Below are 18,461 nucleotides of genomic sequence, written 5' to 3' on the forward strand. Positions count from 1 at the left end.
GCCAACCCTCCTGTAGCCGCCCAAGAGTCGCTGTTTACCCGCGATTTAGAGCTTTTTCATGGCCATAGAAAAGAAAACAATACGGCTGCTGATCCTTGAGGATTCGCAAAACGAAGCCGAACGCCTGGTCAGCCTGTTCCGCAACGCGGGCAACGCCACCCGTGTACACCGCCTGACCTCCAGCGATGATCTGGCCGAGGCTCTGCACCAGAGCTGGGACTTGTTGGTCGCATCCCCAAACAGCAGCAACCTTGATCCACTGGAAGCACTCAACGCGATCCGCAAGCAGGCCAAGGATATTCCGTTCATACAGATGGTCGAGGGCAACGATGCCGACGCCATTACCGAGGCCCTGGCCCTGGGCGCCCAGGATGCCCTGCCACAAGGCGAAGACGAACGCCTGGTGCTGATCGCCAAGCGCGAGCTGGCCAACCTGAACGAGCGTCGTGCCCGACGCCTCGCCGAAGTGGCTCTGCGCGAAGCAGAGAAACGCTGCCAGTTGCTGCTCAACAGCTCGGTGGATGCCATCACCTATGTCCACGATGGCATGCACATCTACGCCAACCGCGCCTACCTGCAACTCTTCGGCTACGAAGATGCCGAGGAGCTAGAGGGCATGCCGATGATCGACCTGATCGATCCGGCCGATCAGGCGAGTTTCAAGGACTTCCTGAAGAACTACGCCGAGGGCAGCGCCGAGCTCAACTGTGGCGGCGTCACCATCGACGGCAAGACCTTTCGCGCCAATATGAGCTTTTCTCCCGCCACCTACGATGCCGAACCCTGCATCCAGGTGGTGATCCGCGCCGAAGCCAACAATGCCGAGCTGGAAGAAAAACTGCGCGAAATCAGCAGCCAGGACCTGGTCACCGGCCTGTACAACCGCACCTATTTCCTCTCGCTGATGGATGGCGCGGTGAACCAGGCGGTCAGCAGCGGACGCAGCGCCACCCTTGCCTATATCGAGGTCAACCAGTACTCGACCCTGCTGGCCGAAGCCGGCATGGCCGGAGTCGACCTGCTACTCACCGACCTGGCCAACCTGCTGCGCGGCCACTTCGGCCAGCAGGCGGAACTGGCGCGCTTCGGCGATGACGTGTTCTGTGCCCTGCTGGCCGAGCAAACGCCCGAGCAGTGCAAAGAAGGCCTGCAGAGCCTGCTGAAAAAGGTCGAAGGTCATCTGTTCGAGGTCTCCGGCCGCACCCTGCAGACGACCCTGTCGATCGGCGTGGCTGGCGTCAACGAGAAAACCGCCAAGGCCCAGGAAGTGGTCGACCGCGCGCATCGCTGCGCCGACGAACTGCCCGGCAACGGCCTGAAGATCTACGACCCTGCCGATGACCTGCGTAAAGCCGCCAGCCAGGGCAACATCGTCGCCATGGTCCAGCAGGCGCTGGAGCAGAACAGCTTCCGCCTGCTGTTCCAACCCGTGATCAGCCTGCGCGGCGACAGCTTCGAGCACTACGAGGTGCTGCTGCGCCTGCTCGATCCGGAGGGCAAGGAAGTATCGCCAGGCGACTTCATGAACGCGGCCCGCGAAGCGGGCCTGGCCGAGAAGCTGGATCGCTGGGTCATTCTCAACGCCATCAAGCTGCTCGCCGAGCACCGTTCCAAGGGGCATGAAACGCGCCTGTTCGTGCACCTGTCGAGCAACAGCCTGCAGGATCCGAGCCTGCTGCCATGGCTTAGTGTAGCCCTCAAGGCAGCCCGCCTGCCTTCGGACGCGCTGGTCTTCCAGTTCAACGAACCGGATGCGATCGCTTACCTCAAGCAGGCCAAGGCGCTCACCGAAGGCCTGGCGCAACTGCACTGCAAGGTCGCACTGTGTCAGTTCGGTTGCTCGCTGAATCCGTTCAATACCCTCAAGCACCTGACTGTGGACTTCGTCAAAGTCGACGGTTCCTACAGCCAGGACCTGACCACGGCGGAAAACCAGGAAGCCCTCAAGACCCTGCTGGCCAGCCTGCACGCCCAGGCCAAGCTGACTATCGTGCCCTTCGTCGAGTCGGCCAGTGCCCTGGCCACCCTCTGGCAGGCCGGCGTCAACTACATCCAGGGTTACTACCTGCAGGGTCCCAGCCAGAGCATGGACTACGACTTCTCGTCAGGCGACGAGTAAGCCGCCCACAAAAAAGCCGCCTCAAGGCGGCTTTTTTGTTTCAGGTCAGACTCAATTGTGCCCGTCGCGATCACGCAGACCCAGCAGATACAGCACTCCATCAAGGCCCAGGGTCGAGATCGCCTGCTTGGCCGACTGTTTGACCAGCGGTTTGGCCCGGAAAGCCACACCCAGGCCGGCCAACCCAAGCATGGGCAGGTCATTGGCGCCATCGCCCACGGCGATGGTCTGCTCCAGCTGCAAGCCTTCCTTGTGCGCCAGCTCACGCAGCAGATCGGCCTTGCGCTGCGCATCGACAATCGGCTCGATGGCCACACCGGTCAGCTTGCCATCGACGATTTCCAGCTCGTTGGCGTACACATAGTCGATACCCAGCTTGGCCTGCAGCTGCTTGGCGAAGTAGGTGAAACCGCCAGAGAGGATGGCGGTCTTGTAGCCCAGGCGCTTGAGTTCGGCGAACAGGGTCTCGGCGCCCTCGGTCAGGCGCAGGGAGGCACCGATGTCCTCCAGCACGTCCTCGGACAAGCCCTTGAGCAGCGCCAGGCGTTCCTTGAAGCTGGCGCGGAAATCCAGCTCACCGCGCATGGCCCGCTCGGTGATTTCTGCCACCTGCTCACCCACGCCGGCGGCCTTGGCCAGCTCGTCGATCACCTCGGCCTCGATCAGGGTCGAATCCATGTCGAATACGGCCAGGCGGCGGTTGCGGCGGAACAGCGAGTCCTGCTGGAAGGCGATATCGACGTTGAGCGCCTGCGCCTCGCGCAGGAATTCCTCGCGCAGCGCCACCGGATCGGCCGGCTCGCCGCGCACCGAGAACTCGATGCAGCCCTTGCCCTGATCTTCCGGCATATCCAGCGGCATACGCCCGGACAAGCGGTCGATGTGATCGATGTTCAGGCCGTACTTGGCGGTGATAGAGCTGACCCGGTTGAGCTGTTCGGCGGTGACCTTGCGTGTCAGCAGGGTCACGATGTGCCGTGGCTTGCCCTGACCATTGACCCACTGCTGGTAATCCGCCTCGGATACCGGGGTAAAGCGCACCTGCTGGTCAAGCTTGTAGGCCGTGAACAGCACGTCCTTGAGCACCGAGGAAGCCTCCTCGGTATGCGGGATCTCGACCAGGATGCCGAAGGACAGGGTGTCGTGAATCACCGCCTGGCCGATGTCGAGGATGTTCACCCCGCCCTGTGCCAGTACGCCGGTAATGGCCGAGGTCAGACCGGGACGGTCTTCACCGGTAATGTTGATCAGGACGATTTCGCGCAAGGCGCACCTCTCCAGGAAAACCAAGAAAGCCAGGAAAAAAGGAGGCCATTCTACCCGCAAAGCGCGCGTAACCGTGAGCCGCGGCGCTTTGCCGCCTATGGGGCGCTGGTTATACTGCGCGCCACCTTATTCGAGAAGAGCCGCGCCCTGTGAACCGGCCCAACAGCGTCAAGCCCGACAATTTCTTCCTGCTGCTGTTCAATGCCCTGCGTCAGCGGCGGATCCCGCTCGCCCTGCGCATTGCCAGCCACAGCTTGCTGCTGGTGGTGATGGCCCTGCTGATTTACACTTGGGTCATGGGCATGCAGTTCCGCCAGGCCATGCAGCAGCAGGCCGATGCCCTGGGCCAGAGCCTGACCGTGCAGACCGCCGCCTCGGCTACCGAGCTTCTGGTGTCCAACGACATCCTCAGCCTCAACGTGCTGCTCAGCAACCTGGTGCGTAACCCGCTGGTCGCTCACGCCGCCATCTACAGCGTGGATAACCGTGTGCTGGCCGAAGCGGGCAACCGCCCCAGCCAGGCCCTGATCGGCGAGACCGAAGGGCTGTATTCCACCCCTATCACCTTCCAGGAAGTGATCGCCGGTCACCTGCGCATCAGCCTGGACATGCAGCAGTTCCAGCAGCCGATGACCATCAGCCTGCAGAGCATGGGCATTCTCAGCCTGATCCTGCTGGCCCTGAGCCTGTCGCTCAGCCTACGCCTGGGCCGACACCTGTCACTGCCCCTGCTGCAACTGCGCGTCTGGCTGCGCGACCCGGATGATCCGGCGCCGGGAGCCGGTCGCCAGGACGAGATCGGCGACCTCGCCCGCCAGCTGCAGGCGCGTCTGGTGCCGCCACGCCCCGAACCGGTGGCAGAGCCCGACGACCTCGAGCCCGAAGACGACTACCCGGACCTTGAAGCGCCGGCGGCACAGGACAAATACGAACACTTTGCTGCCGATTTCGACGACGAGCCCGACTTCGCCGAGACCGAGCGACCCGCCCCAGCAGAGTCGACCGAGCAGGATTTTGAGGACGACGAGCTGCTCGAGCTCGATGAGCTGGAGCCCACCCTGGACGAGCAGCCCGCCCCCGCCGCGGAACCGGCATCCGCAGCGGCCAGCAACAGCGCTGTCCTGGCCATCCAGCTCGGCGCCCAGGACCAGCTGCGCCACCTGCCCCGCGCGCGCCTGGTCGATCTGCTCGAACGCTACCGCGACTGCATGGCGCAGAGCGCGGCGCTGTATCAAGGCGAACTGCACACCCTCAGCGACGGCAGCAGCCTGATTCTGTTCCATGCGCAGAACGCACCCGAGGACTACCTGACCCACGCCATCTGCTGCGGCGAGCTGATGCGCGCCCTCGGCCACGCCCTGCAGATCGAGGTAGCCGACAGCGGCATCACCCTGCAGCTGCAACTGGGCCTGAGCCTGGGCGACAACCTCAGCGGCCTTGGCCACGGCGAGCTGTTGCTCAGCGACACGGTACAACGCGCGCTGGCGCTGTCGCAGCACAGCCGCAACCTGCTGCTGATTGAGCGCCAGATCGGCGACGACAGCCTGCTACGCCAACGCAGCCGCATCCGCCCGATTGCCAGCCCCGAGGGTGCCTGCTGCGTCGAGCGCCTGCTAGACCCCTACCCGGCCCTGCTGGAGCGCCAGCTGACGCGCATGCACGACGCGCGCGGACGCTGAGGGATCGGCCAAGGAACGGCCCCATGACCACCCTGATAACTCACCCACTGCCCGCACTGGCCCTTGGCCTGGCGCTGGGCAGTCGCGTGATACCGCCGCGCCTGCTCTGGCTGGGCGCTATCGCCGCCTGCTTGCCGGATGCCGACATGCTCGCCTTCCGCCTCGGCATCGCTTACCAGGATGTGCTCGGCCATCGCGGCTTCAGCCACTCGCTGCTATTTGCCGGGCTATGCGGGATCTTGGCCATGCTGGCCTGTCGTGGCTTGCGCTGCCGACCGCTGACCGCCCTGCTGTGGGTCAGTGCCGCGGTAGGTTCGCACAGCCTGTTGGATGCCATGACCAACGGCGGCCTGGGCGTGGCCTGGCTATGGCCCTGGGACGCCCAGCGTTATTTCCTGCCCTGGCGCCCCATCGAGGTCTCGCCGTTTCTGCACGGTTTCTTTACCCCGCGCGGCCTGGCAGTGCTGGCCTCGGAATGGCGATGGGTATGGCAGCCCTGCCTGGCCATCAGCGCCACCGTATGGTTGCTGCGCCTGGGCCTGCAGCGGCTCAGAAGCGGTAAACCTCAGCCTGCGGTACAGGCAGAGACGGAGCCACCTTCGGCACGCTAGCCGGGCGCTGACCGGCCGACTTGCCGGTGGCGCGGGCAGGCGGGCTGCTGACAGGCAATTTGCCCAACGTAGCCGCCAGCTCCCCCGCCAGTTGCTGCAGCAACTGGCTCTGCGCCTTCACCTGGGACGCCACTGCACCATCGTGCTCGGCCTGCAGCCGCAGCAGACGGCTGTCACGCAGGTTGCCGGCGGCATCCAGGACACGCCACTGAGCTTCGAGCACTGCCGGCTGACTGACACCAGAATCCAGACGCCCGATGGTCAGCACCACTTGCCACTGGCCGACGAACCCGACACGGTCCGGGTACAAGGCCACGCGGCTGCTGTCCAGACGCCCGGCCAGCTGACGCACCAGCAACTGGCCGACATCGTCTTCCAGGCTGCCCGCCCAGCGGGCCTCCTGACTCAGTTGCAGGCTGCCGTCGCTTTCGCGCTGCAGGAGATTTTCGCGCTGCAGGTAATCCGCCAGTTTCAGTGGCCCGAGCAGCACCGCCGGGCCCTTGTCGAGGGTTGGCAGCACCGGCTGGCCGGCATCCAGCTGATAGAACTGCGGCGATGGCTGCAGCGCACAGCCCGTAATCAGGAGACTGCCGAGCAGCGCCAGCATGGGCGCCAAAGGAAAGAACTTCATCACATCCCTACCGTTGTTTGCCAAAGATCAGCGACTGCGGCTGCTGATCCAGGCCTTCCACTGTTCGTTGCAACGCCTTGCTGGCCTGACTGAGCTCTTGCAGGGCACGCAGCATTTCGTACTGAACCGCCGACTCGGGGCCAAGATCACGGCGGCTGCTGACGACCAGTTGATTGACCTCAGCCAGCGCATCGGCCGCATTTTGCGCCGCACGGCGAATCTCGCCAACCGCGGCACGCAGATCGCCGCTGCTGCCACGGGCATCCTCCAGCAGGCCCGGCAACTGCTGCTCGACCTTGCCACTAAGGCGATCCAGTTTGCCGAGCAGCTGGTTCATGTGCGCCACACTCTCTTGCAAATCCTTGGAGTTACTCAGCTTCTCCAGACCTTGCAGGGTGCGCGTCGCCGACTCGGTCATTTCCTTGAGTGGCAGCTCGCGCAAACTGGCGACCAACTCGCGCAGCACATCGGCGGCCTGATCGATGCGCGACGGCACGCTGGGAATCGCCGGCAGCGGGATACCTTTGCCAGCATGGACAAAGCCAGGCTCGGCCGGAAACATGTCCAGCGCGACGATGGCCTTGCCGGTCAACAGGCTCGGCGTCTGCAGCTGTGCGCGTAACCCACGTTCAACCAGCCGCTCGACCAACTCACCCAACTGCTCGCCGCTGACCTCATCGGCGCTGCCCGGCTTCTGGATCTGCAGGATCACCGGCATCACCACATCCTGCAGCTCATCGTCATAGGACAGGCGAATTTCCTTCACCGTACCGACCTTGACCCCACGGTAGGTCACGGCAGCGCCGATATCCAAACCATCCAGCGCACCGGTGAAATACACCACGTACTCATTGGGCTCACTGAACCAGCTGTCGCGCGCCAGCAGGAGCACGCCCGCGACCAGCAGAAACAGGCCACCGAGCAGAAAAGCGCCGATCAGAAAGGGTTGACGGGCTTGGCTCATGATTCCTCCGCGGCAGCAGGACCTTCGCCACGCTGCAGAAAGCGCCGGACCACCGGCGGCCCCTGCTCCAGCAACTGCTGCAGCGGGCCATAGGCAATCTGGGTACGTGTCTGGTTATCGAGAAACAGGCAGGTGTCGGCCACCCGGTAAATGCTCGGCAGTTCGTGAGTCACCAGCACGATGCTCGCGCCCAGACTGTCGCGCAACTGCAGGATCAGTTCGTCCAGCGCCAGCGAGCTGAGCGGGTCGAGGCCCGCCGACGGCTCATCGAAGAACAGCACCTGCGGGTCCAGGGCCAGCGCCCGTGCCAGCGCCGCGCGCTTGCGCATGCCGCCGGACAGCTCGGCCGGGTACAGATCGGCGCAACCGGCCAGACCGACCAGCGCCAGCTTGATCTCCGCCAGTTCACGACACTCGGCCGCCGAGAGTTGCGGGCGGTAGGTAGTCAGGGGCAGCACGATGTTCTCGTGCAGCGTCATCGCGCCCCACAAGGCGCCGTTCTGATAGAGCACGCCAAACTGCTGCTGCAGCTCGGCCCGCTGCTCATCGGCATGGGCCCAGAAGTCCTCGCCATGCAGCAGCACCCTGCCGGCCAAGGGCGCCTGCAGACCAATTAGATGCCGCAGCAGGGTGCTCTTGCCACACCCGCTGCCCCCCATGATGACGAACACCTCTCCCTGGCGGATGGCAAAATTCAGATCGTGCTGAATCACCAGACTGCCGTAACCGGCGCTGAGGTTTTCCGCGATCAGCACGGGCTCGTTCATTTCATATTCCGAGTTGGGTGCAGATCAGGGTGATCAGCGCATCGCTGACCACCAGAGCCACGATGATGCTGACCACCGCACGGGTGGTAGCCTGGCCCACGGCCTGAGCATTGCGCCCGCTGGACAGGCCGTAGTGGCAACCGATCAGACCGATCAGCACGGCGAACACCAGGCTCTTGAACACGCCGAGCAGCAGGTCAGGCAGTTTGAGCATCACCAGACTCTGCTGCAGATAGAGCGGCGCGGAGATATCGAAGAGCCCGGCGCCGATGATGAAGCCACCGAGAATCCCCAGCACGTCAGCGAACACGCAGAGCAGCGGCATGGCCACCAGCAGCGCCAGCAGGCGTGGCAACACGAGAAATTCCAGCGGCGGAAAGCCGAAGGTTTTCAGCGCATCCACCTCCTCGTTGGCCTGCATGCTGCCCAGTTCCGCCGCATAAGCCGCGCCGGTTCGGCCGGCCATGATCACCGCCGTCATCAGCGCGCCCATCTCGCGGGTCATGCCGATGGCCACCATATTGGCGATATACAGCTGGGCGCCGAAGGCCTCCAGCTGCGCCGCGCCGACAAAGGCCAGAATCAGCCCGACCAGACTGGCGATCAACGCCACGATGGGCAGGGCTCCGGGCCCGCATTGCTGCAGAGCCAGCCAGAAATCGCTGCGGCGCATGCGCCCGCGACCCGCCAGCTGCCGCCCGAGGGCGAGCACGACCTCACCGACGAACTCGCAGGCCTGACGCACACTGGCCAGCACCGCCAGGCCCTGCAGGCCCAGTCGCGAGATCGGGTCGTAGCGGGTGGGCGCGGCGGCCTGAGCCTGCACCGAGGGCGTGGCGGCCATCTGCAGCAGACGCTCAACCCCCTCGGGCAATCCCAGCAATTGCAAGTCGACGCCATCGCCCTCGGCCAGACGCTGCAAGCGCCGCAGCAGAGCCAGCAGACTGCTGTCCCAGGCACTCACCGCCACCTGCACGCGCAGGACCTGTAGCCCCGCCGGCCGGCTGCGCCAGAGCGTTTCCAGTTCCGGCTTGGCCTGCTGCAGCGTCCAGGCGCCAGAGACCAGCAGGCCGGCCTCGGTGCCCGCCAGGCTCTGCCACTGCAGCGCGGCCGGCTCGCTCATGGCTTAGCCCGGCAACTCGACCAGCAGCGCATCGACCCGCTGGAAGCCACGCGGCAGCTTGTTGCCACGACGACCACGCTCACCCTTGTAGTGCTCCAGATCATCGGCCTTGAGCGTCAGGGTGCGCTTACCGGCCTGCAGCACCAGCGCGGCGCCGCTCGGCAGCACAGCGAGGTCGGTGAGGTACTCCTCGCGACTGGCCACGCGCTCCCCGGGAATACCGATGATCTTGTTGCCCTTGCCTTTGCCCAGCTGCGGCAGGTCGGCCACCTTGAACACCAGCAGGCGTCCCTCGGTGGTCACCGCGGCCAGCCAGTCTTCCTCGCGGTTGCCCAGCGGCTTGGGCGGCACCACCAGGGCGCCGGCCGGCAGGGTCAGCAGCGCCTTGCCCGCCTTGTTCTTGGCCTGCAAGTCCTCGCCTTTGACCACGAAGCCATAGCCCGCGTCCGAAGCAATCACATACAGGGCATTGTCATCGGGCAGCAGCAGGCACTCGAAGGTGGCACCCGGCGGTGGCTGCAGGCGGCCGGTCAGCGGCTCGCCCTGACCGCGCGCGGACGGCAGCGAGTGCGCGGCCAGCGAATAGCTCCTGCCGGTATTGTCGATAAACACCGCGTACTGATTCGATCGGCCCGGCGCGGCGGCCTTGAAGCCGTCGCCGGCCTTGTACGAGAGGCCGGTGGCGTCGATATCGTGGCCCTTGGCGCAGCGCACCCAGCCCTTCTCAGAGAGCACCACGGTGACCGGCTCGGTCGGCATCAGCTCGGTTTCGGACAGAGCCTTGGCCTCGGCGCGGGCGACGATCGGCGAACGGCGGGCATCGCCGTACTTCTCGGCGTCGTCGAGGATTTCCTGGCGCACCAGCTTCTTCAGCTTGGCTTCGCTGCCGAGCAGGGCCAGCAGCTTGTCACGTTCCTTGGCCAGCTCGTCCTGCTCGCCACGGATCTTCATCTCTTCCAGACGCGCCAGCTGACGCAGGCGGGTATCGAGGATGTAGTCGGCCTGCACGTCGGTCAGACCGAAGCGCGCCATCAGCACCGGCTTGGGCTGATCCTCGGTACGGATGATATGGATCACTTCGTCCAGATTGAGGAAGGCAACCAGCAAGCCCTCCAACAGGTGCAGGCGCTTTTCCACCTTGTCTAGACGGAACTGCAGACGGCGGCGCACGGTGCCGACGCGGTACTGCAGCCACTCGGTGAGCAGGGTGCGCAGGTCTTTCACCTGCGGCTTGCCGTCGAGGCCGATGACGTTGGTGTTGACCCGGTAGGAGCTTTCCAGCTCCGTGGTGGCGAACAGGTGGGTCATCAACTCGTCGGCATCCACGCGGTTGGAGCGCGGGATGATGACGATGCGGCAGGGATGCTCGTGGTCCGACTCGTCGCGCAGGTCGGCGACCATCGGCAGCTTCTTGGCCTGCATCTGCGCGGCGATCTGCTCCAGCACCTTGGCCCCGGAGACCTGGTGCGGCAGCGCGGTGACCACGATATCGCCGTCCTCCACGCGATACACGGCGCGCATGCGCACCGAGCCACGGCCGGTTTCGTAGATCTTCAGCAGATCGGCCTTGGGCGTGATGACTTCCGCTTCAGTCGGGAAGTCCGGGCCCTGGATGTGCTCGCACAGCTGCTCGACCGTGGCGCTCGGTTCGTCCAGCAGACGCACGCAGGCGGTAGCCACCTCGCGCAAGTTATGCGGCGGCACATCGGTGGCCATGCCGACCGCAATCCCCGTTGTGCCGTTAAGCAGCAGGTTGGGCAGGCGCGCCGGCAGGGTCGCCGGCTCATCCATCGTGCCGTCGAAGTTCGGCACCCAATCCACGGTGCCCTGGCCCAGCTCGGTCAGCAGCACCTCGGAGTAGCGCGACAGGCGCGCCTCGGTGTAACGCATGGCGGCGAAGGACTTGGGATCGTCCGGCGCACCCCAGTTGCCCTGGCCGTCGACCAGGGTGTAGCGGTAGCTGAACGGCTGCGCCATCAGCACCATGGCCTCGTAGCAGGCACTGTCGCCGTGCGGGTGGAACTTGCCGAGCACGTCGCCAACGGTGCGCGCCGACTTCTTGTGCTTGGAGTCGGCGTCCAGGCCCAGCTCGCTCATGGCATAGACGATGCGCCGCTGCACGGGCTTCAAGCCATCGCCGATATGCGGCAGGGCGCGGTCCATGATCACGTACATGGAATAGTTGAGATAAGCCTGCTCGGTGAAGTCCGCGAGGGAACGGCGTTCCACGCCTTCCAGGCTCAAATCGAGGGAGTCGCTCATGCGTGCCTCATTATCGTGTTGATTGGCGCAGCACCAGAGTGCCGTCGCGCTGGGTAAATTCGAGTTGTTTGAGGGCACTCATGCCGAGCAGCACCTCGTTGTCCGGCATGTTCGGCGCGAGGATCGCCGCCACATCCTGCAGGCGGATATCACCCAGCTGCAGGCTGGCCAGGCGCGTACGGCGCCCTTCGGCGATGCCGTTGGCAGTGCTCAGCGCCACCGGCGCACCGGGTTCCAGGCCCAGGCGATTGCCCAGTTCACGGGGAATCGCCACGGCAGTGGCGCCGGTATCGATCAGAAAGGTGACCGCCTGGCCGTTGATCTGCCCATTGAGGCGGTAATGGCCGCCACGGGCACTGGCCAGGCGCACTTCGATGTAGTCCCGTCCGTGCACCGACTCCGGCTGCGGGTTGGGATTGACCTGGCGCTGCTCCCACACCCCGAAGAAGTGGGTGGCCAGCGCCAGTGCGGCGACCCAGGCCAGCATCAGCATGATCTTGCCGGCGCGCTGACCGGCAGGGGTAGCACTCATGAAGCCTCCCAGCCGCCGGCAGGTGCCGCGAATTGCCAGAGCACAGGGCGAGCCTCGCCGTCGGCACGCACAACCTCGTTGTTGTCGATGCCGATCCAGGCGGCATCATCATCCAGCCAGAGCGCCTCGGCCGTGCCGTAGTCCACACCGGGATACAGCCGCGGCGCAGCCAGGGCCGTGGCCGCGTAGGACCAGCAACGCTCGACCTGGGCGCTGTGTGCGTCACGCCGGCAAAACTGGTGCGCCTGTCGCTCCAGGGTAAACAGCTTGTCGCCACGCCGAACGATATCGCTGAAGTCGATGGCCAGACGCTCGCCACCCAGCGCCGCTGGGGCCTGCTGCTCGCCCCCTTCGGCCAGCAGCACACAGGGATCACTGCAGCCCCAACCGCTGCGGTGCGGCTGCAGCACCAGCAGGCCCCGACGCCGCTGCTCGGCGGCCAGCCACAGGCGCTGACCGTCCGCGGCAACCGCCAGGCCTTCAGCCAGTGCGTTGTAGTCCAGCAGCAGGCCGCTGGCGCGCGCCAGGCGGAATACCTCTGGGGCAATAGCCAGCCACTCACCCTGCCCCTGCGGCGTCACTCGCAGCACCGCGCTGTAGGCCTCGCTGAGCACATAACGATTGCCCGCGGCATCGCAGCTCAGCCCCTCAAAATCCAGAACGCCGCCACGCACCAGGCCCGACAGCCGGTTGCGCCAGGCCAGGCCCCAAGTCAGGGCCGTTGCCGGTGGCGGCGGCACCTGCAGGGGCTGCGCCTCGGCCTGCCAGACGCCAACCTGAGGCTGCAGCCGATAGAGCCATTGGTCGTCACGATCCGAGACGGCCCAGAGTTGCCCGTCACAACGCGCCAGCGCCGACAGGTTGCCGCCGGCCATGCCCTCTAGCGGATACTCGGCCTGCAGACGCAACTCCTCTGCCGCATGCGCCTGGTAAGACGCTACGGCCGCCAGCAGCCAGGCTGCCAGCCGGCGAAATGTCACGCCAGCACCTCGGCCAGGTTGCCCTTGGACTCCAGCCAGCTCTTGCGGTCGCCGGCGCGTTTCTTCGCCAGCAGCATGTCCATCACTTCCTGGGTGCCCTCGAAGTCATCCAGGGTCAGCTGCACCAGGCGGCGGGTGTTGGGGTCCATGGTGGTTTCGCGCAGCTGCGGCGGGTTCATCTCGCCCAGGCCCTTGAATCGGGTGACCTGCGGCTTGCCGCGGCGCTTCTCGGCCAGCAGGCGGTCGAGGATGCCGTCGCGCTCGGCGTCGTCCAGGGCATAGAAGATTTCCTTGCCCAGATCGATGCGGTACAGCGGCGGCATGGCGACGTAGACGTGGCCGGCATCCACCAGCGGGCGGAAATGCCGCACGAACAGCGCGCAGAGGAGGGTGGCGATATGCAGGCCGTCGGAGTCGGCGTCGGCGAGGATGCAGATCTTGCCGTAGCGCAGCTGGGTCAGGTCGCTGGAGCCCGGATCGAGGCCGATGGCCACGGCGATGTCGTGCACTTCCTGACTGGCCAGCACCTCGCCGCCATCAACCTCCCAGGTGTTCAGGATCTTGCCGCGCAACGGCATGATGGCCTGGAACTCCTTGTCGCGCGCCTGCTTGGCCGAGCCGCCGGCGGAGTCGCCCTCCACCAGGAACAGCTCGGAACGCATCGGGTCCTGCCCGGCGCAGTCGGCCAGCTTGCCCGGCAGCGCCGGCCCCTGGGTGATCTTCTTGCGCTCGACCTTCTTGCCGGCCTTGAGGCGACGGTTGGCGTTGCTGATGGCCAGCTCGGCCAGCTGCTGACCGACTTCCGGGTGGGCGTTGAGCCACAGGCTGAAGGCGTCCTTAACGACGCCAGAAACGAAGGCCGCCGCCTCGCGCGACGACAGACGCTCCTTGGTCTGCCCGGAGAACTGCGCTTCCTGCATCTTCATCGAAAGAACGAAGGCGATGCGTTCCCAGATATCTTCCGGCGCCAGCTTCACCCCGCGTGGAAGCAGGTTACGGAACTCGCAGAACTCGCGCATGGCATCCAAGAGGCCCTGGCGCAGACCGTTGACGTGGGTGCCGCCCTGGGCGGTGGGGATCAGGTTAACGTAGCTTTCCTGCAGGCTCTCGCCGCCCTCGGGCAGCCACAGCAGGGCCCAGTCCACCGCCTCCTTGCTGCCGGCCAGACTGCCGCAGAAGGGCTCTTCGGGCAGGCGCGCGAACTCGCTGACGGCATCCACCAGGTAGGAGCGCAGGCCATCCTCGTAGAACCAGCGGGTGGTTTCGCCGTTGTTCTTGTCGCTGAAGGTGACTTCCAAGCCGGGGCACAGTACGGCCTTGGCCTTGAGCACATGCTTGAGCCGGCTGATGGAGAAGCGCGGCGAGTCGAAATATTTGGGGTCCGGCCAGAAGCGCACACTGGTGCCGGTGTTGCGTTTGCCCACCGTGCCGACCACTTCCAGGTCGCTAGCCTTGAAGCCGTCGGCGAAGGTCATGCGGTATTCGCTGCCATCGCGCTTGACCCGCACTTCAACCTGATTGGACAAGGCGTTGACCACCGAGATACCCACGCCGTGTAGGCCGCCGGAGAACTGGTAGTTCTTGTTGGAGAACTTGCCGCCGGCATGCAGCTTGGTGAGGATCAGCTCGACGCCGGGGATGCCCTCTTCCGGGTGGATGTCCACCGGCATGCCGCGGCCGTCGTCGAGCACCTCCAGCGAGTTGTCCTCATGGAGGATCACCTGAATCGAGCTGGCGTGGCCAGCCAGCGCCTCGTCGACGCTGTTGTCGATGACTTCCTGGGCCAGGTGGTTGGGCCGCGCGGTGTCGGTGTACATACCTGGGCGCTTGCGCACCGGATCAAGGCCGGACAGTACTTCGATGGCGTCTGCGTTATAGGCGTTCTGCTGGGCCATGGGGTCTCTCAAAGATCGGAAAAGTCGTGATCGCGCCACAGCGCGGGATCGAAGCCGGCAAACGCCAGCAGTGCCGGGATGCGTTCGGCAAAACCCTGGAAGCCGTGATCGCCACCGGCCTGGATGCGCAACGCGCAGGCCCGGTAGTAGGTCGCGGCATCGCGGTAATCGAGTGTTTCGTCGCCGGTCTGCAGCCACACCTGGCAGCGCGCCGGATCTGTCGGCGCCGCCACCTCCAGCTCAGCCAGGGCTGCCACGTGATCGGTGGTCAACTCCCAGGTTTCGCCGCTGTAGTAGTTGGTTTGCGGGCCGAGGTAACCGGTAAACCGCTGGTGCGGCCACACCGCCGGATTGATCAGCAGCTGCGCCAGGCCATGCTGCTGCGCCAGGTGGGTCGCATAGTAGCCACCCAGGGAGCTGCCGACCAGCAACGGCCGGCCCAGGCGGGCAATCTCCTCGTGCAGCTGGGCGATGGCCTGGCGCGGATCATGGTGCAGGGCCGGTACGGCCAGCTGTTCGGCCAGGCCGATACGCTGCAGCGCAGCCGTCAGCTGACGCGCCTTGTGCGAAGCCGGCGAGCTGTTCAAACCGTGGATATAGAGAAGCGTGGTCATGGGCGCGAGGCTACAAGCTAAGGGCGCCCGCCAGCAAGGTCAGTAGCCTTTGACGCTGTAATCGATCTCGAAATCGATACCGGTGACACGCGACACCCCGGTTTCCAGTTCACCGTCGGCATGCAGACGCAGCCAGCGGTAGCCTGGGGCTTCGTGGTCAACCTGGAAATCCTCGCTGCCCGGCGCGAACTGCACGCAGGTCGACGGCGAGGCCAGCAGACGCACACCCTCGCGCACCTGGTCGAACTCCTGATGGATATGCCCCCAGAGCACGGCTTTCACCTGCGGGAAGCGCGCCAGCAGGGCAAACAGAGCATCCGGATTGCGGATGCCGATCGGCTCCATCCAGCGGCAGCCGATGGAAACCGGATGGTGGTGGAAGCTGATCAGGACATGACGGCGCCCGGCACTTTGCAGCGCCTGCTCCAGCAGCTCTAGCTGATCCTCCGAAAAGTGCCCAGGCACGGCACCTTCGATGCTGGAGTCGAGCAGGATGATGCGCCAGTTGCCCAAGTCAATCACTGGCTCGAGCAGGTCGCTACCTGCGGTGGCTTCACGCATGCTCGGCAACAGATCATGGTTGCCGGCGAACCAGCGACTGTGCAGGGCCAGGCCGTCGGTCATCTCGCGGAAGCGCTGGTAGGAGTCAAGGGAACCATCTTGGGACAGGTCGCCACTGGCTAGCATCAGGTCGATGCCCTGCTGCTCCTGACGCACCAGTTCAATCACCCGCGCCAGACTGTCTTCGGTGTCCATGCCCAGCAAACGGTCGTGCGCACCCGCGAACAGATGACTATCCGTCAGCTGCACCAGCAGCACGGCATCAGCGGAAGCGGGAGTGGACGCGCGCACCAAGGGCGGTCTCCTTTGACTGGGGTGACAAGATTATGGTGGTGCCGGTGTACGAAGGTAAACCCGACAAACGGAAACACTTCACAGTTAGCAGGCGCCAATAAATCGGCAACTCTGTCGATCACTGTAGGTGAAATCGCGTGTTTTTGTCGTTCAGCGACGCACTTCGGCCAGCTCATGGCCGGCAGCCATGCAGTGGCTCAGCCATTCTCCGAGAAACAGATTGAGCTGGTTCTTCTCATCCGGCTGATGCATGGCCGCATTCGGGTAGGGATAGCTGGGGCGCAGGCGACGAGCATGGGCGGCACCGACGACTTCGGCCATGCGCGCATCGTGATAGACGCGCACTTCCAGATGCGGCACCGGCAGCCAGGGCAGGCTGTGCTCCTGACGCACCTGCAGGGTCGTGGTGTAGGGACCGGCCTCGGTGACTTCCAGCGCCAGCACACCGAGCAGGTGCTCGCCATGGCTCATGGCGACCCGACGGGCCTGGAAGTTCTCGCGCATCTGCGGTAGTAAACGCATCAGCCGGGCGTAGTTGGCCTCGCAGGTGGCTTGCAGCCCCGCGAGGTCGACCCGATAGCGTTCACGCAGCAGATTCACGTCCACAGACCTCGCACTTCATCGCGGTTCAGCGCCAGCCACTGCAGGGCCATGATGCTTGCCGCATTGTCGATACGCCCGTCGCGCACGCGCGCCAGAGCATCCTCGAAGGACAGGACATGCACCCGGATGTCCTCTCCCTCCTCTTCCAGACCATGAATACCACCAGCACCGACACTGTCACAACGACCGACAAACAGATGCACCCGTTCGTCGGAGCCACCCGGCGACGGGTAGTAGACACTGAGCGGCCACAGCGCGCCCAGGGTCAGGCCCGCCTCCTCCATCGCCTCGCGACGCGCCACTTCCTCGGGCTGTTCGTCCTTGTCGATCAACCCGGCAACCAGCTCCAGCAGCCAGGGGTTGCGGCTCTTGTCGAGGGCGCCGACGCGGAACTGCTCGATCAGCACCACCTCGTCACGCCGCGGATCGTAGGGCAGCACACAGACCGCATCATGGCGCACGAACAGCTCGCGGTTGATCAGCTTGCCCATGCCGCCGGCGAACAGCCGGTGGCGCAGATGCAGGCGATCCAGCTTGTAGAAGCCGCGAAAGCATTCTTCGCGCTCCACCACCTCGACATCCGCCTGACTGAAGGTATCGCTCATGACCGCCTCTGTTTCCAATGTGAGATTGGGCGACAGCCTAATACAGCGTGATCGCGCCGGCCATGTGCGGCAGCACTTGGATGCCAGCCCGGCAACAGGGACAATGCCGCCTTCGCTGCCGCCGCCAAGGACTCTTCATGCGTGCATTTCACTGCCTTGTACTGGCGACTGCCGGCCTGCTGCTCGCCGGCTGCCAGAGCCTACTGTCACCTGCTCAGCAACCTTTGCCCACCAGCACGCAGCGCTGGGAGCATCGCAGCACCGGCTGCACTGGCACCGAGTGCCCGCTGGTGAATATCGACCTGCAGCTACCCACGGGCCTGCCCGAACTCAACGCCCGCATCGAGCGTGAGTTGCTGCAACTGACCACCGAGCTGCCCAGCGACCCGCCGCCGGTTTCGCTGGCCCGCTACGAGCAGGACTTTCTCGCCACAGCCAAGCCGGGCTGGACCAGCTACCTGCAGGCCAAGGTGCTGGAGCAGCATGACCGCCTGCTGGTCATCGAGCTGTCCAGCTACCGTTTTACCGGCGGCGCCCATGGCATTCCCGGGCGGGCCTACCTCAACTACGACCGCACCCTGAACAAGGTACTCACCCTCAACGACATGCTCCTGCCTGACCAGGAAGATGCGTTCTGGGACCAGGTTCAACTGGCCCACCAGACCTGGCTCAAGGCCAATGGTCACGATCAGGATGCCGAGTTTCTCGATACCTGGCCGTTCGAGCGCAGCGACAACATCGCCCTGCTGTTCGGCAATGTGATGCTCAAGTACGACATCGCCCGCATCGCGCCCTACAGCAGTGGCCACCCGGACCTGCGCGTGCCTTACCCCCGCCTCAACGGCATTCTCCAGCCGTACTACTTCCCCGGCCGCCGCTGACAGGGTTCAAGCCGGCATAAAAAAACCGGAGCTGCTGATGCAGGCTCCGGTTTTTTTTATTCAGCTGGCCAACC

Annotated in this window: 17 protein-coding genes; 4 read left to right on the forward strand and 13 right to left on the reverse strand. The window is 64.9% G+C overall.

The features are described 5' to 3' along the window. Positions 1-58 precede the first annotated feature (58 nt). Positions 59-2,119, forward strand: a complete 2,061-nt coding sequence (locus HNP49_RS01575; RefSeq protein ID WP_184680040.1) for an EAL domain-containing protein — start codon at positions 59-61, stop codon at positions 2,117-2,119. 51 nt (positions 2,120-2,170) lie between these two features. Here the strand turns inward: HNP49_RS01575 and serB are convergent, their stop codons facing one another. After that, on the reverse strand, positions 2,171-3,385 hold the full coding sequence (gene serB, locus HNP49_RS01580) for a phosphoserine phosphatase SerB (RefSeq protein WP_184680042.1): 1,215 nt from the start codon (positions 3,383-3,385) through the stop codon (positions 2,171-2,173). Between the two features lie 149 nt (positions 3,386-3,534). Here serB and HNP49_RS01585 point away from each other — a divergent pair, with 149 nt between their 5' ends. Together HNP49_RS01585 and HNP49_RS01590 are read left to right on the forward strand one after the other, a co-directional pair. Next, the gene (locus HNP49_RS01585; protein WP_184680044.1) at positions 3,535-5,064 is read left to right on the forward strand and encodes an AhpA/YtjB family protein; all 1,530 of its coding nucleotides are present in this window, start codon (positions 3,535-3,537) and stop codon (positions 5,062-5,064) included. Positions 5,065-5,087: 23 nt separating this feature from the next. Beyond that, positions 5,088-5,675, forward strand: coding sequence for a metal-dependent hydrolase (locus tag HNP49_RS01590; RefSeq protein WP_184680046.1), 588 nt, complete (start codon positions 5,088-5,090; stop codon positions 5,673-5,675). On the opposite strand, the gene HNP49_RS01595 is transcribed toward HNP49_RS01590, so the two are convergent. The 12 genes from HNP49_RS01595 to nudF all read right to left on the reverse strand — a co-directional run bounded on the left by HNP49_RS01595 (position 5,614) and on the right by nudF (position 17,506). Then, complete coding sequence (locus HNP49_RS01595; protein WP_184680047.1) at positions 5,614-6,306, reverse strand: membrane integrity-associated transporter subunit PqiC; 693 nt, start codon at positions 6,304-6,306, stop codon at positions 5,614-5,616. The two genes, HNP49_RS01590 and HNP49_RS01595, sit on opposite strands and share 62 nt — an antisense overlap. 7 nt (positions 6,307-6,313) lie before the next feature. Beyond that, a complete protein-coding gene (locus tag HNP49_RS01600; protein WP_184680048.1) occupies positions 6,314-7,270 on the reverse strand; it encodes an MlaD family protein in 957 nt (318 codons plus the stop codon). Further along, entirely contained in the window at positions 7,267-8,037 is a 771-nt protein-coding gene (locus HNP49_RS01605) for an ABC transporter ATP-binding protein (protein WP_184680050.1), read from the reverse strand. Before HNP49_RS01605 ends, HNP49_RS01600 begins: the two co-directional genes overlap by 4 nt. A gap of 1 nt (position 8,038) precedes the next feature. After that, the gene (locus HNP49_RS01610) at positions 8,039-9,160 is read right to left on the reverse strand and encodes an ABC transporter permease (RefSeq protein WP_184680051.1); all 1,122 of its coding nucleotides are present in this window, start codon (positions 9,158-9,160) and stop codon (positions 8,039-8,041) included. 3 nt (positions 9,161-9,163) lie between these two features. Further along, complete coding sequence (parC, locus tag HNP49_RS01615; RefSeq protein ID WP_184680053.1) at positions 9,164-11,422, reverse strand: DNA topoisomerase IV subunit A; 2,259 nt, start codon at positions 11,420-11,422, stop codon at positions 9,164-9,166. Between the two features lie 10 nt (positions 11,423-11,432). Then, positions 11,433-11,954: a TIGR02281 family clan AA aspartic protease gene (locus tag HNP49_RS01620; protein WP_260407026.1), complete on the reverse strand. Its 522-nt coding sequence runs from the start codon at positions 11,952-11,954 to the stop codon at positions 11,433-11,435. Continuing rightward, positions 11,951-12,934, reverse strand: a complete 984-nt coding sequence (locus tag HNP49_RS01625; RefSeq protein WP_311772054.1) for an esterase-like activity of phytase family protein — start codon at positions 12,932-12,934, stop codon at positions 11,951-11,953. Before HNP49_RS01625 ends, HNP49_RS01620 begins: the two co-directional genes overlap by 4 nt. Continuing rightward, on the reverse strand, positions 12,931-14,829 hold the full coding sequence (gene parE, locus HNP49_RS01630) for a DNA topoisomerase IV subunit B (RefSeq protein ID WP_184680054.1): 1,899 nt from the start codon (positions 14,827-14,829) through the stop codon (positions 12,931-12,933). The genes HNP49_RS01625 and parE overlap by 4 nt, the downstream gene beginning before the upstream one ends. Before the next feature lie 8 nt (positions 14,830-14,837). Then, complete coding sequence (locus HNP49_RS01635; protein ID WP_184680055.1) at positions 14,838-15,443, reverse strand: YqiA/YcfP family alpha/beta fold hydrolase; 606 nt, start codon at positions 15,441-15,443, stop codon at positions 14,838-14,840. A 39-nt stretch (positions 15,444-15,482) separates the two neighbouring features. After that, positions 15,483-16,298, reverse strand: a complete 816-nt coding sequence (cpdA, locus tag HNP49_RS01640; RefSeq protein WP_184680057.1) for a 3',5'-cyclic-AMP phosphodiesterase — start codon at positions 16,296-16,298, stop codon at positions 15,483-15,485. A 150-nt stretch (positions 16,299-16,448) separates the two neighbouring features. Then, a complete protein-coding gene (locus HNP49_RS01645; RefSeq protein WP_184680058.1) occupies positions 16,449-16,904 on the reverse strand; it encodes a DUF1249 domain-containing protein in 456 nt (151 codons plus the stop codon). Beyond that, on the reverse strand, positions 16,895-17,506 hold the full coding sequence (nudF, locus tag HNP49_RS01650) for an ADP-ribose diphosphatase (protein WP_184680060.1): 612 nt from the start codon (positions 17,504-17,506) through the stop codon (positions 16,895-16,897). The genes HNP49_RS01645 and nudF overlap by 10 nt, the downstream gene beginning before the upstream one ends. Before the next feature lie 137 nt (positions 17,507-17,643). Here nudF and HNP49_RS01655 point away from each other — a divergent pair, with 137 nt between their 5' ends. Further along, positions 17,644-18,387, forward strand: a complete 744-nt coding sequence (locus HNP49_RS01655; RefSeq protein ID WP_184680062.1) for a DUF3298 and DUF4163 domain-containing protein — start codon at positions 17,644-17,646, stop codon at positions 18,385-18,387. Positions 18,388-18,461: the final 74 nt, after the last annotated feature.

It is taken from the genome of Pseudomonas fluvialis (assembly GCF_014207935.1).
GTDB lineage: Bacteria > Pseudomonadota > Gammaproteobacteria > Pseudomonadales > Pseudomonadaceae > Aquipseudomonas > Aquipseudomonas fluvialis_A.